Genomic DNA, 18770 nt, shown 5'->3' on the forward strand with positions numbered 1-18770 from the left:
CGGCCTGTGTCGTCACCGGTGTGCGGCGACCGGGTTGGCCAGCGTCCCGGCGTACAGCAGCGAGGACGCCTGGTCGGCCAGGTCGACCATCTGCGTCGTGTTGCGCAGCTGCAGCCGGTTCAGGCACGAGTGCTGGAACTCCCGCGTGAAGAGGTCGAAGCGCCGGTGCAGGTCCGGGTGGGCGTCCCGGTGCGCCCGCAGGCAGTCGGCGACGCAGCCCCAGACCTCCTCGGCGTCCAGCAGCCCGTCGGCGTCCAGCACGCCGGCGAGGTACCGGAGGAAGCCGTCGAAGACGTCGGTGAAGACCGACAGCAGCCGCACGTCGTCCGGGTAGTCGACCCGCACCCGCTCGACGCCCGCGGGCAGCGGCCGGTCACCGAAGACGGCGACCTCCTCCCCGACGTCCTTCATCAGGACCCGGGTCGGCACCGAGCCCGCCAGCACGAGGATGACGTTCTCCCCGTGCGGCATGAAGGCGAGGTCCTGGGCGAGCAGGCAGTGCACGACCGGGCGGAGGTAGGCGTCGAGGTAGCGCCGCAGCCAGCTGCGCGGGTCCAGGCCCGAGTCGACGACCAGGCCGCCGACCAGCGAGCGGCCCTCGGCGTCCCGGTGCAGCAGCGCCGCCATCGTCATCGCCCGCTCGCCCGGCCCCAGCCGCGGCACCGGGCTCTCCCGCCACAGCGCCGCGACCATCCGCTGGTACGGCGAGCGCAGCCCGCGGGCGGCCATCCGGTGGTAGGCGTCGCCGGTGTAGCCCACCGACGCGAGCTCGCGCAGCACCCCGAACCCGCTGGCCACGAGCTCGGGGTCGCCGGTGACGACCTCGGCGACCCAGTCGTTGATCGCCGGGGTCGCCTGCATGTAGGCCGGCGAGAGCCCGCGCAGGAACCCCATGTTCTGGATCGCCAGCGCGGTCTTGACGTAGTGCCGGTCGGGGCGGTCGAGGTCGAAGAACGTCCGGATCGACTGCTGGGCCTGGTAACGGTCCTCGCTGTGGCCCACCGGCACCAGGTCGCGCCGGCCGACGTCGGCGGCGAAGGTGACCGCCAGCCGGTGCTCCCACTGCCACGGGTGCACGGGCAGGTAGAGGAAGTCGGCCGGGTCCAGCCCCAGCGACCGCAGCCGGTCGGCGAACCGCGCGAGCAGCTCCTCGCCGAGCTGGCTCTCGTACAGCTGTTGCTCGTCGACGCCGGCACCGCAGGCGAGATGGGTGTGCTCGCGGCGGGCCGCCAGCCAGACCAACCGGACCGGGGCCCCGGACTCGGGGGCGTAGGCGGCGGTGTCGGCCAGCCCGAAGCCGATCCGCCCGTTGTTGGCCACGAACGCCGGGTGTCCCTCGGTCATCGAGCGCTCGACGGTCTGCAGGTCGGCGCGGGCCAGCTCCCGGGCGTCGGCGCGGCGGTGGTGCAGCTTCCAGGCCGCCCCGGCGAGGGTCGCGCTGACCTCCTCCAGGTAGGTGCCCAGCAGCTGGTCGGGGATGCCGAGGTCGTGCTGCAGCTCGCCGACGAGGGCGAGGGCGTCCAGCGGTGCGTCGGCGCCGTCGACGGTGCGGGTGACCGAGGCCGGGTCGACGTCCCAGTGCTCGAGCGGCAGCACCCGCGCGGTGAAGCGGTACCGGACCCCGGGGGCGGTGCCCAGCGACCACCAGCTGCGTCCCAGGTCGTCGGCCGGGCCGCCGTCCACCTCGGGGGAGACGAGGCGTTCGTGGCTGAACTCCGACAGCGCCTTGGTGACGACGTGCCGGTGCGCCCGGGCCATCGCCACCGGCTCGAGGTGGTCGGCGCCAAGCGGGACGGCGTCCGCGACCAGCTCGGTCGTGGACGCGGTCATGCCAGCACCCCGCCCAGCTCGCTCGCCGCGAAGGACGCCGGCGTGCAGGTGCTCAGCGCCGCCGTCTTGTGCCCCAGGTCGACCAGGCCGTGCTCGACGAAGCCCGCGGCCCGGTTCTTGGCCCGGATCGCGGCGTTGCGCGCGTCCGGCTCGACGACCACCCGGCGCGCACCGGGGCGGTCCAGGGCGAAGCGCACGACCGTCGCCATCACCGCCGAGGTCAGGCCGCGGACGGGCGGGGCGCCCTCGGCCGGCGGGGCGACGAGGACGTGCATCCCGACGTCGCCGGGCTCGGCCGCCCAGACGCCGACGAGCTCCCGGTGGCGGGGGTCGTAGGTCTCGGCGAGGAACGCCGGGGTCCCGTCGACCCGGCCCAGCCACGCGTCGTGGTGCGGGTCGGCGGTGATCGCGGCGTAGGCGGTGCGCACCGCGGCCGGCTCGGCGTCCTGCATCAGCCAGTAGACCGAGCGCGGGTGGGTGACCCAGGAGTGCAGCAGGTCCAGGTCGCGGTCGACGTCGAGCGGTTCCAGCGTCAGCACCCCGACCGGCGTGCGGACCGACCAGGGGGGCGCGGCGGGAGCGGCGCTCATCGCAGGGCCCCGGTCGCCGTCAGCCCCGCCTCGTCGGGCAGCGCGTCGGTGTCCTCGAGCTCCACCCCGAACTCCTGGTAGGCGATGTGCTGCTCGACCGGGTAGATCTCCCGGCCGCACATCGCGTTGACGATCACCGAGTTCCGGTAGGGGCCCATGCCCAGGTCGGGGGCGGTGAGGCTGTGGGTGTGCTCCTCGGCGTTCTGCACGAAGACCTCCTCGCCGGTGACGTCCACCGCGTAGTCCAGCGCCACGTCGTACCGGCCGCGCGCGTCCCAGCGGATCCGGTCACGCACCGGGTCCAGGAACGCCGGCACCCGGGACCGGTAGCCGGTCGCCAGGACCAGCCCCTGGGTCGGGCGGGTGACCGTGCGCCCCTGCTCGGCGTGGTGCAGCCGCAGCTCGTAGCGCCGCTGCTCGGCGTCCCAGCGGGCACCGACCACCTCGACGCCGGTGTGCAGCGACGAGGGCACCGCACCGCGCCGTCCCGTGCGGTACAGGGTGTCGTAGATGGCGTCCACCAGGGTGCCGCTGATGCCCTTGTAGAGGTGGCGCTGCTCGCGGGCGAGGGCGTCGCGCCGCCCCATCGGCAGGGCGTGGTGGTAGCGGGCGTACTCCGGTGAGGTCATCTCCAGGGTCAGCTTCGTGTACTCCATGGGGAAGAACCGGGGGGAACGGGTGAGCCAGTCGACTCGGTACCCGAGCCGGTCGGCGTCGGTGAGCAGGTCGAGGTACACCTCCGCGGCGCTCTGCCCGCTGCCCACGACGGTCACGTGCCCGAGGGTCTGCAGCTCCTCCTTGTGCTCCAGGTAGCGCGAGCTGTGCCAGGCCGGGCCGGGCAGGTCCCGCACCGGCTCGGGGACCCACGGCGCCGTCCCGACGCCGAGGACCAGCCGCCGGCCCAGGTGCACCTCCGGCTCCCCGGAGCGGACGTCGCGGGCCAGCACCCGGTAGACGCCCGCGGCGGCGTCGTGCTCGACCCGCTCGACGCGCCGGCCCCACCGGAGGCCGGGCACCCGCTCGGCGACCCAGCGGCAGTAGGCGTCGTACTCCGCGCGCAGCGGGTGGAAGTCCTCGCGGATGTAGAAGGGGTAGAGCCGGCCGGTCGCCTTGAGGTGCGCCAGGAAGGAGTACGGCGACGTCGGGTCGGCCATGGTCACCAGGTCGGCCAGGAACGGGACCTGGAGGGTGGTGCCCTCGATCATCATCCCGGGGTGCCAGGAGAACTCCTCGTGCTCGTCGAGGAAGACGCCGGACAGGTCGGGCACCGGGGCGGTGAGCGCGGCCAGGCCGAGGTTGAACGGCCCGATCCCGATGGCGACGAAGTCGTGCACCGGTGCGGCGTCCAGGGGCGTGGTGCTCATGCCCCGACCCGCCCGCCGGCGAGGGCCAGCGCGCTCGGCGCCGCCACGTCCGGGGCCGCGGCGGACTCCGCGAGCAGGTCCTCCCCGGCCGCCCGCACCAGGTCGACCACCGCCCGGACGTCGGCCCGGGTGGTCGCCGGGTTGAGCAGGGTCAGCTTCAGCCACGGACGCCCGTCGATGACGGTGCGCGCGACGACCGCCTCCCCCTCCTCGAACAGCCGCTCGCGGATGCCGGCGACGAGCTGGTCGGCGGCGGCCGGGTCGAGCGGGCCGTCCGGGCCGGTGGGGCGGTGCCGGAACAGGACGGTGCTCAGCGTCGGTTCGCTGTGCACCTCGATGTCCGGGTCGGCGCACAGGTCCTCGTGGACCTGGACGGCCAGGTCCAGGCACGCGTCGAAGGCCGCACCGATCGCGTCGGCCCCCATGGCGCGCAGCGTCACCCACAGCTTGAGCGCGTCGAAGCGCCGGGTGGTCTGCAGGCTGCGGTCGACCTGGTTCGGCGCCCGCTCGCCACGCGGGTTGAGGTAGGCGGCGTGGTGGGTGACGTGCCGCAGCGTGGCGGCGTCGCGCACCAGCACCGCCGAGGACGCCACCGGCTGGAAGAAGGTCTTGTGGAAGTCCACGGTCACCGAGTCGGCGCGCTCGATGCCGTCGAGCAGGTGCCGCCGGCGGCGGGACACCAGCAGCCCACCCCCGTACGCGGCGTCGACGTGCAACCACGCGCCGATCTCCGCGCAGACGTCGGCCACCGCGGGGAGCGGGTCGATCCGGCCGAGGTCGGTGGTGCCGGCGGTGACGGACACCGCCATGACGACGTCACCGGTGGCACGGACCCCCTCGGCGACCTGCCGCAGCGCGGCCGGGTCCATCCGGTGTCGTGCGTCGGTGGCCACCGGCAGCACCGCGTCGGCGCCGAGCCCGAGCAGGCGGGCGGCCTTGCCGACGCTGAAGTGCGCCTGGTCGGTGGCGAGCACCCGCAGCCGGGAGCCCGGGGCCAGGACGCCGCCCGGCAGTGCGGCGAGCGCCTCGTCGCGGGCCAGCAGCAGCGCGTGCAGGTTGGACTGGGTGCCGCCGCTGGTGAACACGCCGTCCGCGTCGGGGCCCAGGCCGGCGCGGCCGGCGGCCCAGGCGATCAGCCGGCGTTCGATGAGGGTGGCCGTCGTCGACTGGTCGTAGGTGTCGACCGAGGTGTTGACGGCGGAGGCGAGCAGGTCGGCCGCCAGGGCCGGGATCGCGACCGGGCAGTTGAGGTGGGCCACGTAGCCGGGCTCGTGGAACCACACCGCGTGCTCGAGGTAGAGCCGGGAGGTCTCCTTGAGGGCGGAGAACGTGTCGCCGAGGGGGACCTCGAGGTCGACGCCGGCCACGAGCTCCTCGAGGTCCTGCTGCGGCGCCCCCGACCGGGGGCGGCGGACCACCCGCACGCGGTCGGTGAGCGCGCCGAGCGCGGCGGTGACGACCGCGGCGTAGTGGTCGACCGTCGATCCCGAGAACAGATGTGCGGTCGGCGTGTGCTCCGTCACGAACGAGCCCTTCCGTAGGTTAGCCTCCCCTAAACACGGCGGACGGTACACGGGGCTGGGACCCGGTGCGCAGGGGTCCTGACCGGTGACGGCGAGAGGGACGAGCGATGCAGCACGGCTGGGAGGGCGTGGTCCTCAAGGCCATGCGCGGCAAGGACTTCGTCCTCACCGTGCGCGGGAGCGAGCAGGTCGGCGAGCAGTACCAGCGGGTCCGGGTCTCCGACGGTGGGCTGCTCGCCGAATGCCCGCCGCACCCGGCGATGTGGGTCCGGCTGTGGTTCTCCCACGACGGGCGCCCCCACCAGCGGGCCTACACGCTCGTCGACCCGGACCCGGCGTCGGGCACCTTCGACCTCGAGTTCGTCCTGCACGACGGTCCGGCCGCGCACTGGTCCCAGGCCGTACAGCCGGGCAGCACCATCGAGGCGACGGTGCAGGGCACCCGCGAGGCCCAGCCGCCCCCGGCGACCCGGGTGGTGCACCTCGTCGGTGACCCGGCGTCCCTGCCGGCGGTGAACTCGCTGTTGGACGCCCACCCGACGACGCCCGCGCGGGTCTGGCTGGAGGCCGGGCACCCGGCCGACCGCGACCTCCCCGTGCGCGCCCGGGGCGGGCACGAGGTGGTGTGGGTCGACCGCGACGGCGCCGCCCCCGGGCAGGCGCTGCAGGCCGCCGTGACGGGTGCCTGGGCCGCGGACGCGGCAGCCGACCCGGCGCAGGACTGGTTCTGGGTGGCGTGCGAGGCCGCCGCCACCCGGGCGCTGACCCGGCACCTGCGCCGCGAGCTCGGGGTCGGCAAGGACCGCGTGTCCTCGCTCGCCTACTGGCGCACGACGTGACCGCCCCGTCCACGCCCACCGTCGCCGAGACGGCCCCGGTGGGTCCGGGCCGTTCGCCGTGGGTGCTGCTCAGCACCCTGTGGGTCACCCAGTACGTCGGCATCGGCTTCCTGACCGTCGGCCTGGTCGCGATCCTGCGGGCCGACGGCGTCTCCCTCGCCGACCTCTCGCTCATCTCGCTGCTCGGCCTCGCCTGGCCGCTCAAGCTGCTCTGGGCGCCACTGCTGGACCGATACGGGTCCCGGCGGCTCGGGCACCACCGCTCCTGGTTGCTGGCCCTGCAGACCGGCATGGTCCTCGCGCTCCTCGGGCTCCTGCCGTTCGAGGACCCGGCCGCCTCGCTCGGCCCGCTCGTCGTCGTCTGCGCCGTCTACGTGCTGCTGTCGGCGACCCAGGACGTGGCGGCCGACGCCCTCGCCGTGCGGCTGCTGCGCCCGCAGGACCGCGGCCTGGGCAACGGCGTGCAGGTGGGCGCCAGCTACCTGGGCACCGTGCTCGGCGGTGGTCTCTGCGTCCTGGTGTACGACCGCGCGGGGTGGACCGCGGCGGTGCTGCTGCTGGCGGCCCTCACCCTGGTCGCGCTCGCGGTGGTGCTCCGGTTCCGTGAGCCCGCCCGCGACCCCCGGCCGCCGGGCAACGCCGCCTGGGGTGCGCTGATCGGCGTGTTCCGCCGCCCCGGCGTGCCGGTGTGGGCGCTGGGCGTCGTGCCGCTGGTCTACGGGGGCGCGGCCGGGGTGTACGCCCTGCCCAGCGCGGCGCTGGTGGACGCCGGGTGGTCGCTCACCCGCATCGGCGTGGTCACCGGCGTCGTCATCAGCGTGCCCGCGGCGCTGGCCGGCCCGCTCGCGGGGTGGCTGGTCCGCCGCTGGGGCCGGGCCGCGGTGCTCGTCGGCGGCGGCGCCGCACTGGCGGTCTCCACGGCCGGGCTGGTCCCGCTGCTCCTCGGCTCGGCGCCGCTGGTCGGCACGGTGGTGGCGCTCAGCGGCTTCCTCGTCGCCTACACCGCGCTCAACGTCGTGGTCTACACGGTGAGCATGGACCTCTCCCGCCCGGCCACGGCGGGCACCGACTTCACCACGCTCACCACGGTCCCGCTGCTCGCCTCGTTCCTCACCGCCTCCGCCGCGCTCGCCACGGCGGCGCTCGTCGGGTACGTCGCCTCGGCGGCCGTGTGGTGCGGGGTGACCCTGCTCGGGGTCGCCCTGGGCGTGCGGTGGCTGCGAGCCGCACCGCTCCGGTGACCACCGCCCCCAACGAGCGGCCTGCCGTCCCGCCCCGGCGGCTGCCGCTGCTCGCGGTCGAGGCGGCGACGCTGCTCTCCGGCACGGCCAACGGGGTGACCGTGGTCGTCCTGCCGTGGCTGGTCCTCGAGCGCGGCGGCGGCGCGGCCGGTGCCGGCCTGGTCGCCGCCGGGACGGCGCTGCCGCTGGTGCTCACCGCGGTGCTCGCGGGCGTCGTCGTCGACCGGGTCGGCCGGCGCCGGGTGTCGGTGGTCTCCGACGTCGTCTCCGCGGCGGCGGTCGCCGCCATCCCGCTGCTGGAGCTGGCCACCGGCGGGCTGGGGCTGGGTGCGGTCGTCGCGCTCGCCGCCCTCGGGGCACTGCTCGACCCGGCGGGGGTGACCGCCCGCGAGGCGATGCTCCCGGAGGCCGCTGCGGCCGCCCGGCTCCCGCTCTCCCGGGTCAACGGCGTCCACGAGGCGGTGTGGGGGTCGGCGTTCTTCATCGGGCCGGCGATCGGTGGCGTGCTGATCGGGCTCGTCGGCGCGGTCCCGGCGCTGTGGGCCACGACCGGCGCCTTCCTGCTGTCGGCCGTCGTCGTCGCCGTCGTCCGGGTCCCCGGCGGCGGGCGGCCGGATCCCCGGGAGGAGACCTCCGGCAGCGCGGTCCGGCGGGTCCTCACCGACACCGCCGAGGGGATCGCGGTGCTCCGCCGGGACCGGCTCGTTCTGTGCTCCGCCGCGGTCGCCGTCCTCGTCTCGGCGACCTACCTGCCGATCTCGGCGGTGCTGCTGCCGGTGCTGTTCGAGCAGCAGGGCGCCCCCGGCCGGCTCGGTCTCCTGCTGCTGGTGATGAGCGGCGGCTGGGTGCTCGGCAGCCTGCTGCAGGGCGCGCTGGGCCACCTGCTGCCCCGCAGCGTCGTGCTCCGGGTCGCCACCGTGGGGGCGTCCCTGGCGCTCGTCCCGTTCGTGGCGCTGCCGCCCTACCCGGTCCTGCTCGGCTGCGGTGCGCTCGCCGGGCTGCTCTTCGGCCCGATCAACCCGCTGGTCAACCTGGCGTTCCAGCGTCGCGTGCCGCCGCACCTGCGTGGACGGGTGCTGGGGATCGTCGCCTCCGGCGCCTACGCCGCGGGACCGGTCGGACACGTCGCGGCCGGTGTGCTGGTCGACACCACCGGGCTGCGCACGGCCTTTGCCGTGTTCGTCGGCGCCGTCGTCCTCGCCGGGCTGTCGGCGCTGGCGATGCGCCCGCTCCGGGAGCTCGACGACCTGCCGGACGGCGAGGACGTCGACGTGCCGGTGACCGCGCCCCCTCCCTCGGTGACCGAACCGGTGCTCCCCGGGTCCCGGGAGCCCGCCGCCCGGTAGCGTCAGCCGCACATCACGGCAGTGCGCGAGGAAGCCGGTGCGAACCCGGCGCGGTCCCGCCACTGTGAGCCTCGGCGTCGTCGCAGATGCAGAGGCGAGCCAGACACTCCGGCTGCCGTGCTCGACGACCCGGGGCGCGGACCCCGAGGGAGGCACCGCCGTGAGCTCACGCACCTTCACCCTGCTCTCCACCTCCGACACCGACCTGCTGTCGGCCCGAGCCAGCGACTCGTCGTGGCGGCTGGGCAACCCCTACCGCGCCGGCGACCTCGCCGAGTTCGCCGCCGGTACCGATCTCGTCGTGGTCCGCATCCTCGGGTCCCGCCGGAAGTACGAGGACATGGTCGCGCCCCTGTTGCGCCTGGGCGTCCCGGTGGTCGTGCTGGGTGGCGAGCAGTTGCCCGACGCCGAGCTGATGGAGCTCTCCACCGTCCCGATGGGCGTGGCCACCGAGGCGCACGCCTACCTGGCGCAGGGCGGTCCGGACAACGTGGTGCAACTGCACCGCTTCCTGGCCGACACGGTGCTGCTGGACGGCGAGGGCTTCGACGCCCCGGCCGTCGCACCGGACTGGGGCCTGCTCGACCGCCCGACCAGCGCCACCGGTCCGCGGGTCGCCGTCCTCTACTACCGGGCGCACCACCTGGCCGGGAACACCGCGTTCGTGCACACGCTGTGCGAGGCGATCGAGACCGCCGGCGGGGTGCCGGTGCCGGTCTACACCGCGTCGCTGCGGTCGGTGGAGCCGGAGATGCTCGACGTGCTGCGCACGGTCGACGCCATGGTCGTCACGGTCCTGGCGGCCGGCGGCTCCAAGCCCGCCACCGCCTCCGCCGGTGGGGACGACGGCGCATGGGACGTCGGCGAGCTGGCCCGCCTCGACGTCCCGGTGATCCAGGGTCTGGTGCTCGGCACCCCGCGGGCGACGTGGGCGGCCAACGACGACGGGCTCTCCCCGCTGGACGTGGGCAACCAGGTCGCGATCCCGGAGTTCGACGGCCGGATCATCAGCGTGCCGTTCTCCTTCAAGGAGGTCGACTCCGACGGCCTGACCTCCTACGTGCCCGACCCGGAGCGGGCTGCCCGGGTGGCCGGCACCGCCGTCGCGCACGCCCGGCTGCGGCACACCGCCCCGGCGGACCGCAAGATCGTGGTGATGCTGTCGGCGTACCCGACGAAGCACGCCCGGATCGGCAACGCGGTCGGCCTGGACACCCCCGCCTCGGTGGTGCGCCTGCTGGCGGCGATGGCCGGGCAGGGCTACGACATCGGCCCGTTCGACGGCGAGGGCTCGTTGCCCGGCGTCGCCGACCTGGACGGCGACCGGCTGGTGCACGCGCTGATCGAGGCCGGCGGGCAGGACCCGGACTGGCTGACCGCCGAGCAGCTGTCCGGCAACCCGGTCCGCATCCCCGCCGCGGAGTACCGCCGGTTCTTCGACACCCTGCCCGCCGAGCTGACCGACCGGATGGTGGAGCACTGGGGGCCGCCGCCCGGCGAGCTGTTCGTGGACCCGACCGACGACTGCATCGTGTTCGCGGCGCTGCGTGCCGGCAACGTCGTGGTGATGGTCCAGCCGCCGCGCGGGTTCGGGGAGAACCCGATCGCGATCTACCACGACCCGGACCTGCCGCCGTCCCACCACTACCTGGCCGCCTACCACTGGCTGCGCTCGTCCTTCGGTGCGCACGCGGTCGTGCACGTGGGCAAGCACGGCAACCTGGAGTGGATGCCCGGCAAGACCGTCGGGCTGTCGGCGTCCTGCGCCCCGGACGCCGCGCTGGGCGACCTGCCGATGGTCTACCCGTTCCTGGTCAACGACCCCGGTGAGGGCTCGCAGGCCAAGCGCCGGGCGCACGCGGTGCTGGTCGACCACATGGTGCCGCCGATGGCCCGCGCCGAGACCTACGGCGACATCGCCCGGCTGGAGCAGCTGCTCGACGAGCACGCCAACATCGCCGCGATGGACCCGCCCAAGCTGCCCGCCGTCCGGCAGCAGATCTGGACGCTGATCCAGGCCGCCAAGCTCGACCACGACCTCGGCCTGGACGACCGGCCACACGACGCCGAGTTCGACGAGATGATCCTGCACGTCGACGGGTGGCTGTGCGCCATCAAGGACAGCCAGATCCGTGACGGGCTGCACGTCTTCGGCTCCCCGCCGGAGGGCGACGCGCGGGTGGGGCTGGTGCTGGCGATCCTGCGGGCCCGGCAGATCTGGGGCGGCTCGGTGGCCATGCCCGGCCTGCGCGAGGCGCTCGGCCTGGTGGAGGACGGCTCGGCGGGGCTGCACGAGACCGACGAGGTCGAGGCCCGGGCGCTGGCCCTGGTCACCGCCATGGAGGCGGCCGGCTGGACCGCCGACGCCGTCGAGCCGACCGTCGCCGAGGTGCTGGGCGGGCCGCACGCCGAGGTCAGCCGGGTGCTGCACTTCGCGGTCGCCGAGGTCGTGCCGCGGCTGGCGAAGACCACCGACGAGATCGACATGGCCCTGCACGCCCTGGACGGCGGGTACGTGCCCGCCGGGCCGTCGGGCTCGCCGCTGCGCGGGCTGGTCAACGTGCTGCCGACCGGGCGCAACTTCTACTCCGTCGACCCGCGCGCGGTGCCCTCCCGGCTGGCCTGGGAGACCGGGCAGGGCCTGGCCGAGTCCCTGGTCGAGCGGTACGTCTCCGAGACCGGGGAGCACCCGCGCTCGGTCGGGCTCTCGGTGTGGGGCACCTCGGCGATGCGCACGTCCGGCGACGACGTCGCCCAGGTGCTCGCGCTGCTCGGGGTCCGGCCGGTCTGGGACGAGGCGTCCCGCCGGGTGACGACGCTGGAGCCGATCCCGCTGGGGGAGCTGGGCCGGCCGCGGATCGACGTCACGGTGCGCATCTCCGGGTTCTTCCGGGACGCCTTCCCGCACGTGGTGACCATGCTCGACGACGCCGTCACCCTGGCCGCGGGGCTGGAGGAGGCACCGGAGCAGAACTACGTGAAGGCGCACGTGGACGCCGACGTCGCCGAGCACGGCGACCGCCGGCGCGCCACCACCCGGGTGTTCGGCTCCAAGCCCGGCGCCTACGGGGCCGGGCTGCTGTCGCTGATCGACAGCCGGGACTGGCGCACCGACGCCGACCTGGCCGAGGTCTACGCGGTGTGGGGCGGCTACGCCTACGGCCGCGACCTGGACGGCGTCGCGGCCCGGGCGGACATGGAGACCTCCTACCGGCGGATCGCGGTGGCGGCCAAGAACATCGACACCCGCGAGCACGACATCGCCGACTCCGACGACTACTTCCAGTACCACGGCGGCATGGTCGCCACGGTGCGCGCGCTGACCGGTTCGTCGCCGAAGGCCTACATCGGCGACTCGACCCGACCCGAGCACGTGCGCACCCGCTCGCTGGTGGAGGAGACCTCGCGGGTGTTCCGCGCCCGGGTGGTCAACCCCAAGTGGCTGGCTGCGATGCGCCGGCACGGCTACAAGGGCGCCTTCGAGATGGCCGCGACGGTGGACTACCTGTTCGGCTACGACGCCACCACCGGCGTCGTCGCCGACTGGATGTACGAGAAGCTCGCGCAGAGCTACGTGCTGGACCCGGAGAACCGGGAGTTCATGGAGAAGTCCAACCCCTGGGCGCTGCACGGCATCGCCGAGCGGCTGCTGGAGGCGGTCGACCGGAAGATGTGGGCCGAGCCGGACCCGGCGCTGCTGGCCGAGCTGCAGCAGGCCTACCTGGACACCGAGGGCGACCTCGAGGGCGGCGAGACCCCGGCGCAGCAGCCGGTCTGAGCGCCGGCCGGCAGGTGGGGAGCCAGGAGGCTTGTGCTCTGCTCACCCCCAGTGAGCAGAGCACCAGCTCCCCGAGGTACCACCCGGCGGCCCGACTCCGATGAGTTCCGCCGGGTCGCGGAGTCCTCTGCTGCATGGCGACGACTCTGCTGGCGATCGGCACGCGCAAGGGGCTCTGGCTCGCGACGAGTGAGGACCGGCGCGACTGGTCGCTGTCCGCACCGCACTTCCTGATGACCGAGGTGCCGAGCATCGGCATCGACACCCGCGACCGGCGCCGCCGGCTGATGGTCGGGGTGCGGTCGGAGCACTTCGGGCCCACCGTCCTGCACTCCGACGACCTGGGCCAGACCTGGGACGAACCGGCCGGCGGCGCGATCGGCTTCCCGGACGACACCGGTGCCGCCGTCGAGCGGATCTGGCAGCTGCAGCCGGACTCCGCCGACCGGTCCGGGGTGGTCTGGGCCGGGTGCGAACCGATCTCGGTGTGGCGTTCGGACGACGGCGGGGAGTCCTTCGCGCTGTGCCGCGGGCTCTGGGACCACCCGCACCGCAGCGAGTGGGGGGCCGGCTACGGCGGCGCGGCGGCGCACTCCGTCGTCCCCGGGCCCGAGGGCACGGTGCACGTGGCGATGAGCACCGGCGGCGTCTACCGGACGCGGGACGGCGGGGCCTCGTGGCAGCCGCGCAACTCCGGCATCTCGGCGTACTTCCTGCCCGGGCCGGCGCCGGAGTTCGGGCAGTGCGTGCACAAGATCGCCCGGGACGCCGCCGACCCGCGGCGGCTGTACGCGCAGAACCACCACGGCGTGTACCGGTCCGACGACGACGGCGACTCGTGGACGTCGATCGCCGATGGGCTGCCGTCGGACTTCGGGTTCGCGATGCTCGCCGACCCGCGCCGCGGCGGACGGATCTGGGTCGTCCCGCTGGTCGCCGACGGCGAACGGATCCCGCCGGGCGGCGAGCTGGCCGTGCACCGCAGCGACGACGCCGGTGCGACCTGGCGCCGGCTGGCCACCGGGCTGCCCACCCACGAGTACAACGCCGTGTTGCGGGACGCCGCCGCGGTCGACGCCGGGGACCCGGTGGGCGTCTACGTCGGGACCCGCAGGGGCGAGGTGTACGCCAGCGCGGACGAGGGGGAGTCGTTCCGCACCGTCGCCTCGCACCTGCCCGACGTGCTGTGCGTGCGGGCTGCGGTGCTGCCGTGACCGTCCGGGTGGTGCTGCCGCGGTTGCTGGCCGACTGCACCGGCGGCCGGACGTCGATGTCGCTGGACCTGCCCGAGGACGGGACCGTCCGCGCGCTGCTGGACGCCCTCGCCGCCGAGCACCCGGTGTTCGACCGCCGGGTGCGGGACGAGACCGGTGCCCTGCGCCGGCACGTCAACGTCTACGTCGACGGGGAGGAGGTCCGGAGGCTGGCCGGACTGGTCACCCCCGTGCCGGCGGGGGCCGAGGTGATGGTCGTGCAGTCCGTCGCCGGTGGCTGACCTCAGCCGAGCAGGACGGCGGCGGCCAGCAGGACGACCGCCGCCGTCACCTCGCCCATGGCGCCCATGACGTCGCCGTTCACCCCGCCCAGCCGGGTGCGGGCCCGGGAGAACAGGGCCTCCGACGACCCCAGCCCGGCGGCGACGGCGGCGACCACCCCGAGGGCGGCGACCAGGCCGTCCTGGGCGACGAGCACTGCACCTGCGGCGGCGAGCGCGGCCGTGACCAGCGCCGCACCGGCCAGCCAGCCCCGCGAGACGGTGCCGGCCACCGCCTGGCCCAGCGACGACCCCTGCGCGATCGGCACCCCCGGCAGGCCGGTGCGCGCCATCGCCACCCGGGCGGCGACGGTCGCCGCCGGCAGGGCGAGCCAGCCGCCGTCCAGCGTGAGCAGGTGCGCCAGGCAGCCGACCTGCAGCAGCAGGGTCAGGACCAGCGTGACGACGCCGAAGGGGCCGACGTCCCCGGCGCGCATCACCGCCAGCGCCTTCTCCCGGCCACGCAGCGGACCCAACCCGTCGGCGGTGTCGGCCAGCCCGTCCAGGTGCAGCCCGCGGGTCAGCGCGGCCAGGACGGCGACGCCCAGCACCCCGCCGACCAGCGGGCTCACCGCTCGGCCGCCGGCCCAGGCGACAACCGTCGCCACGCCGCCGAGCACCAGGCCGACCAGCGGCGCCCAGGGCAGCACTCCCTGGGCCGAGGTCGCGGCCGGCACCCGCAGGCTGGTCAGCAGGGCGAACGACTCCGCCGGCCCGGTCCAGGGGCGGCGGGTCGCCGACTGGTCCGGGGAGCTCATCGCAACCGCTGGGGGAGCCCGGCGACCACGAACCACACCTCGTCGGCGGTCGCGGCCAGCCGCTGGTTCACCGTGCCCAGGGTGTCCCGGAACAGCCGGCCGGCCCGGGTCTCCGGCACGACGCCGAGCCCGACCTCGTCGCTGACCGCCACCACGTGCGCCGGCGTCATCACCCAGCTGTCGACCAGTGCGTCGCAGCGCCGGGCGAGCCGGTCCCGGGCCGCGGCGGCGTCCGTGGGAGAGCCGGCGGCATGGGCACCGGTCGCGTCGACGGCGTCCCAGATGCCGGTCTGGTCCATCAGCGCGGCCACCCAGGTGGTGACGCTGTCGACCAGCACCGCGCCCGAGCGCAGCAGCTCCGAGGGCGCCGTGGTCTCCACCGTCGTCCACCCGGCCGGGCGGCGGGCGCGGTGGGCGGCGACCCGGGCCGACCACTCGGCGTCGGCCTCGTCGACGACGGAGGTCGCCAGGTAGGTGACCTCCGCCCGGTCCGCCAGCAGCTGCTCGGCGTGCGCCGACTTGCCCGAGCGGGAGCCGCCGAGGACCAGCACCCTGCTCACGTCAGCACCAGCTCCGTGACCGTGCCGTTGTGCGGGGTGACCGCCGGCATCCGGTCCGGGCCGAGACCGGCCACCACCGCCTGGAGGGCCCGGATGGTGTCCCCGTGGGTGACCAGGGCGACGACCGGGGCCGGCGGGGCCGCACGCAGTTGGTCGAGGTAGCCGGCGACCCGGGCGTGCAGCTGGGCGAGGCTCTCCCCGCCCTCGGCCGACCAGTGCGGGTCGGTCCAGTCGACGACGTCCCACAGCTCGCGGGAGGGCCGCCCCTCGAGCACCCCGTAGCCCTGTTCGCGCAGCGCCGGGGTGGTGGTGAGCGGCAGCCCCGTGGCGGCGGCGCAGTGCTCGGCGGTCTGCACGGCGCGGTGCAGGTCGCTGGAGACGAGGGCGCCGGGGCCACCGCCGTCCCGGGTGAGCACGGCGAGCTCGGCGGCGGCCTGCGCGGCCTGTTGGTGGCCGAGCTCGGTCAGCGGCACGTGGGCGGTCTGTCCCTGCATCAGGCCGGCGGCGTTCCACTCGCTCTGACCGTGGCGGACGAGGAGCAGGGTCAGGGGAGCGGCCATGGTGGGTCGGAGCGTATGCGCCGGGAGGGGCGGGGCGGCGTGGGCCCTGCGGCCCCGGGCTCGTACCGTCGCGGTCGTGACGATCCCGCTCCGCCCCGGCGCCGGCCCCGCCCCCCGGCCCGCCGCTCGCCCGACCGGCCCCGACCCGCTCGCCCCGCTGCTGGAGCTGCCCGGCGTCGCCGCGGCGGCCGAGGACGCGCGCGCCGCGGTGGACCGGCTGCTCGGCCACAAGGTGCTCCGCCGCGAGTCCGCCGGGGTGAGCACGGAGTCGGCGCTGCGCGGTGCCCGGGCGTCCGCTGCCCTGGAGGGCGTGGACCGGCCACTGGCGGACCTGCGCGCCGGTGAGGTCACCGACCCGGTCGTGCAGGGTGCGCTGCGGGTCTCGGTGGGCCTCGGCTCGATGGTGGAGACCTGGGAGCGGGCGCCCGGGCAGGTGCTCGCCCGGCTGCACGTCCTCGCCGCCACCGACCTCGCCGAGCCGGCCGACCTGGGCCGCCCCAGCGGTTCGGCCGGTCCGCGGCTGGGCGGGCTGTTCTCGCTCATCACCGGCGCGACCACGGTGCCGGCGGTCGTGGTGGCCGGGGTGGTGCACGGCGAGCTGGCCGCACTCGCCCCCTTCGGCGTGCAGGACGGCGTGGTCGCCCGCGCCGCCGCCCGGCTGGTCATCATCAGCCGGGGCCTGGACCGCAAGGCGGTCTCGGTGCCCGAGGTCGGGTTCGCCGAACTCGGCCGGGACGCCTACGAGGCCGCCCTGGCGGGCTACCGCACCGGCGGACCGGCGGGGGTGGCCGGCTGGCTCGTGCACTGCTGCCGCGCCACCGAGCACGGCGCCACCGAGGGCCTGGCGATCTGCGAGAGCCTGCTCCGCGGCTGAGCGCGGCGGCGCCGCCCTGCGCCGCCGCGGCAGCGCGACCAGACTGGGCGGATGCGCTTCCTCGAGGTCGATGGTCTGGGACAGGTCAGCCGGGTCGGACTGGGCACCTGGCAGTTCGGGTCCCGCGAGTGGGGCTACGGCGACGAGTACGCCGTGGGCGCGGCGCGGGACATCGTCCGGCGGGCCCGGGAGCTCGGGGTCACGCTCTTCGACACCGCCGAGGTGTACGGCTTCGGCCGCAGCGAGAAGATCCTGGCCGAGGCGCTCGGTGCCGACCGGGCCGAGGTGGTCGTCGCCAGCAAGGTCTTCCCCGTCGCGCCCTTCCCCGCGGTGGTCCGCAACCGCGCGACCGCGAGCGCCCGCCGGCTGCAGCTCGACCGGATCCCGCTCTACCAGGTGCACCAGGCCAACCCGCTCGTGCCGGACTCGGTAATCATGCCGGGCATGCGCGTCCTCCTCGACGAGGGCGTGATCGGCGCCGTCGGGGTCTCCAACTACTCGCTGGACCGCTGGCAGGCGGCCGACCGCGCGCTCGGCAGCCCGGTGGTGAGCAACCAGGTGCAGTTCTCCCTGGCCCACGCCGGGCCGCTGGCCGACCTGGTGCCCTTCGCCGAACGCGAGGACCGGGTGGTCATCGCCTACAGCCCGCTCGCCCAGGGCCTGCTGGGCGGCAAGTACTCGGCCGAGAACCGCCCCGGGGGCGTCCGGGCGATGAACCCGCTCTTCGGCACCGAGAACCTGCGCCGGGCGGAGCCGCTGCTCCAGCTGCTCCGGGACGTGGCCGCCGCGCACCAGGCGAAGCCGGCCCAGGTGGCGCTGGCCTGGCTCCTCGGCCTGCCGCAGGTGGTGGTGATCCCGGGGGCGTCCAGCGTCGAGCAGCTGGAGTCCAACGTGGCGGCCGCCGAGCTGGAGCTGACGCCCGAGGAGCAGCAGGCGCTGACCACCGCGGCACAGGACTTCCAGCCGGTCTCCACCGGCCGCACGGTCCTGGACCAGGTGCGCGAGAAGGTCGCCGAGGTGCGCAGCCGCGTCAGCGGCTGAGTGGCCGGCGCCGGCTGAGCCGGCGCTCAGGCGCCGCGGCGCCGACGGCGACCGGCGGGGGGCACCACGACCGGGGTGGCGAGCCCGCTGCCGGCAGCCGGGAGGGCGCGCAGCGTGCGCCGCCGGGCGTACCAGGCCAGCCCGGCCATGGCGGCCCCGACGCCGACGGCGGCACTGGTCACCACCGGCGTCCGGGCGCCGGAGAACCGCGAGCGCAGGGTGACCGGGCGGGTGAACTCCAGCACCGGCCAGCCGCGCTCGACGGCGGCCTTGCGCAGTCCCTTGTCGGGGTTGACGGCGGTGGGGTGCCCGACCGCCGCCAGCATCGGCAGGTCGGTGATCGAGTCGCTGTAGGCCCAGCAGTCGGCCAGGTCCCAGCCCTTCTCGGCGGCCACCTCGCGCATCGCGGCGGCCTTGTTCTCGCCGTAGGCGTAGAAGTCGATCTCGCCGGTGTACTTCCCGTCGACGGTGACCATCCGGGTGGCGACGACCCGGTCCACCCCGAGCATCTCGCCGATCGGCTCGACCATCTCCGCGCCGCTGCTGGAAACGATCACGATCTCCCGGCCGGCCGCCTGGTGCGCCTCGATCAGGTCCGCGGCCTCGGCGTAGACCAGCGGGTCGACGATGCCGTGCAGGGTCTCCCGGACGATCTCGTGCACGACGGCGACGTCCCACCCCGTGGTCATCGCGGTGATCTGGCTCCGCATCCGCTCCATCTGGTCGGCGTCCGCGCCGGCCAGGGAGAAGACGAACTGCGCGTAGGCGCCCTTGAGGACGGCTCGCCGGTTGATCAGCCCACCCTGGAAGAACGGTCGTCCGAAGGCCAGCGTGCTGGACTTCGCGATGACCGTCTTGTCCAGGTCGAAGAACGCCGCGGCGCGGGTCACATCGCACACGGTAAGGGGATCGGCAGTCCGGGTGGTCGAGCA

Annotated in this window: 16 protein-coding genes and 1 riboswitch; of the genes, 8 read left to right on the plus strand and 8 right to left on the minus strand. The window is 75.2% G+C overall.

What is annotated here, in order from left to right:
* Window positions 1-12: 12 nt before the first annotated feature.
* Genes O2W16_RS15635 through O2W16_RS15650 form a run of 4 tightly spaced genes read right to left on the minus strand, consistent with a single transcriptional unit; the run spans window position 13 to window position 5307 of the window.
* On the minus strand, window positions 13-1830 hold the full coding sequence (locus tag O2W16_RS15635) for an IucA/IucC family protein (RefSeq protein WP_269159735.1): 1818 nt from the start codon (window positions 1828-1830) through the stop codon (window positions 13-15).
* Window positions 1827-2420: a GNAT family N-acetyltransferase gene (locus tag O2W16_RS15640; RefSeq protein ID WP_269159736.1), complete on the minus strand. Its 594-nt coding sequence runs from the start codon at window positions 2418-2420 to the stop codon at window positions 1827-1829. Before O2W16_RS15640 ends, O2W16_RS15635 begins: the two co-directional genes overlap by 4 nt.
* Window positions 2417-3784, minus strand: coding sequence for a lysine N(6)-hydroxylase/L-ornithine N(5)-oxygenase family protein (locus O2W16_RS15645; protein ID WP_269159737.1), 1368 nt, complete (start codon window positions 3782-3784; stop codon window positions 2417-2419). Before O2W16_RS15645 ends, O2W16_RS15640 begins: the two co-directional genes overlap by 4 nt.
* Entirely contained in the window at window positions 3781-5307 is a 1527-nt protein-coding gene (locus O2W16_RS15650; RefSeq protein ID WP_269159738.1) for a pyridoxal phosphate-dependent decarboxylase family protein, read from the minus strand. Before O2W16_RS15650 ends, O2W16_RS15645 begins: the two co-directional genes overlap by 4 nt.
* Window positions 5308-5414: 107 nt before the next feature.
* Between O2W16_RS15650 and O2W16_RS15655 the strand changes: the two genes are divergently transcribed.
* From O2W16_RS15655 to O2W16_RS15680, 6 genes are all read left to right on the plus strand, one after another.
* Complete coding sequence (locus O2W16_RS15655; protein ID WP_269159739.1) at window positions 5415-6146, plus strand: siderophore-interacting protein; 732 nt, start codon at window positions 5415-5417, stop codon at window positions 6144-6146.
* On the plus strand, window positions 6143-7387 hold the full coding sequence (locus O2W16_RS15660; protein ID WP_269159740.1) for an MFS transporter: 1245 nt from the start codon (window positions 6143-6145) through the stop codon (window positions 7385-7387). The genes O2W16_RS15655 and O2W16_RS15660 overlap by 4 nt, the downstream gene beginning before the upstream one ends.
* Window positions 7384-8733, plus strand: coding sequence for an MFS transporter (locus O2W16_RS15665; RefSeq protein WP_269159741.1), 1350 nt, complete (start codon window positions 7384-7386; stop codon window positions 8731-8733). Before O2W16_RS15660 ends, O2W16_RS15665 begins: the two co-directional genes overlap by 4 nt.
* Before the next feature lie 27 nt (window positions 8734-8760).
* A riboswitch (cobalamin riboswitch) is annotated at window positions 8761-8842 on the plus strand.
* 51 nt (window positions 8843-8893) lie between these two features.
* Window positions 8894-12511: a cobaltochelatase subunit CobN gene (cobN, locus tag O2W16_RS15670; protein ID WP_269159742.1), complete on the plus strand. Its 3618-nt coding sequence runs from the start codon at window positions 8894-8896 to the stop codon at window positions 12509-12511.
* A gap of 134 nt (window positions 12512-12645) precedes the next feature.
* Complete coding sequence (locus O2W16_RS15675; protein WP_269159743.1) at window positions 12646-13725, plus strand: WD40/YVTN/BNR-like repeat-containing protein; 1080 nt, start codon at window positions 12646-12648, stop codon at window positions 13723-13725.
* Complete coding sequence (locus tag O2W16_RS15680; protein WP_269159744.1) at window positions 13722-14006, plus strand: MoaD/ThiS family protein; 285 nt, start codon at window positions 13722-13724, stop codon at window positions 14004-14006. Before O2W16_RS15675 ends, O2W16_RS15680 begins: the two co-directional genes overlap by 4 nt.
* A gap of 2 nt (window positions 14007-14008) precedes the next feature.
* Here O2W16_RS15680 and O2W16_RS15685 read toward each other — a convergent pair whose 3' ends face one another.
* The 3 genes from O2W16_RS15685 to O2W16_RS15695 are packed head-to-tail and all read right to left on the minus strand — an operon-like array spanning window position 14009 to window position 15923.
* The gene (locus tag O2W16_RS15685) at window positions 14009-14803 is read right to left on the minus strand and encodes an adenosylcobinamide-GDP ribazoletransferase (RefSeq protein ID WP_269159745.1); all 795 of its coding nucleotides are present in this window, start codon (window positions 14801-14803) and stop codon (window positions 14009-14011) included.
* Window positions 14800-15363 (minus strand): bifunctional adenosylcobinamide kinase/adenosylcobinamide-phosphate guanylyltransferase, encoded by a 564-nt coding sequence (gene cobU / locus O2W16_RS15690; RefSeq protein ID WP_269159746.1) that lies wholly within the window; start codon window positions 15361-15363, stop codon window positions 14800-14802. Before cobU ends, O2W16_RS15685 begins: the two co-directional genes overlap by 4 nt.
* A complete protein-coding gene (locus O2W16_RS15695) occupies window positions 15360-15923 on the minus strand; it encodes a histidine phosphatase family protein (protein ID WP_269159747.1) in 564 nt (187 codons plus the stop codon). Before O2W16_RS15695 ends, cobU begins: the two co-directional genes overlap by 4 nt.
* Window positions 15924-15999: 76 nt before the next feature.
* Between O2W16_RS15695 and O2W16_RS15700 the strand changes: the two genes are divergently transcribed.
* Window positions 16000-16797 (plus strand): oxidoreductase, encoded by a 798-nt coding sequence (locus O2W16_RS15700; protein ID WP_269159748.1) that lies wholly within the window; start codon window positions 16000-16002, stop codon window positions 16795-16797.
* Window positions 16798-16848: 51 nt separating this feature from the next.
* On the plus strand, window positions 16849-17838 hold the full coding sequence (locus tag O2W16_RS15705) for an aldo/keto reductase (RefSeq protein ID WP_269159749.1): 990 nt from the start codon (window positions 16849-16851) through the stop codon (window positions 17836-17838).
* 26 nt (window positions 17839-17864) lie between these two features.
* On the opposite strand, the gene O2W16_RS15710 is transcribed toward O2W16_RS15705, so the two are convergent.
* On the minus strand, window positions 17865-18728 hold the full coding sequence (locus O2W16_RS15710) for an HAD family hydrolase (RefSeq protein WP_269159750.1): 864 nt from the start codon (window positions 18726-18728) through the stop codon (window positions 17865-17867).
* Between the last annotated feature and the right edge of the window lie 42 nt (window positions 18729-18770).

Origin of the sequence: Modestobacter sp. VKM Ac-2984, assembly GCF_026967985.1 — a bacterium.
In the GTDB taxonomy this organism is placed as follows: domain Bacteria; phylum Actinomycetota; class Actinomycetes; order Mycobacteriales; family Geodermatophilaceae; genus Modestobacter.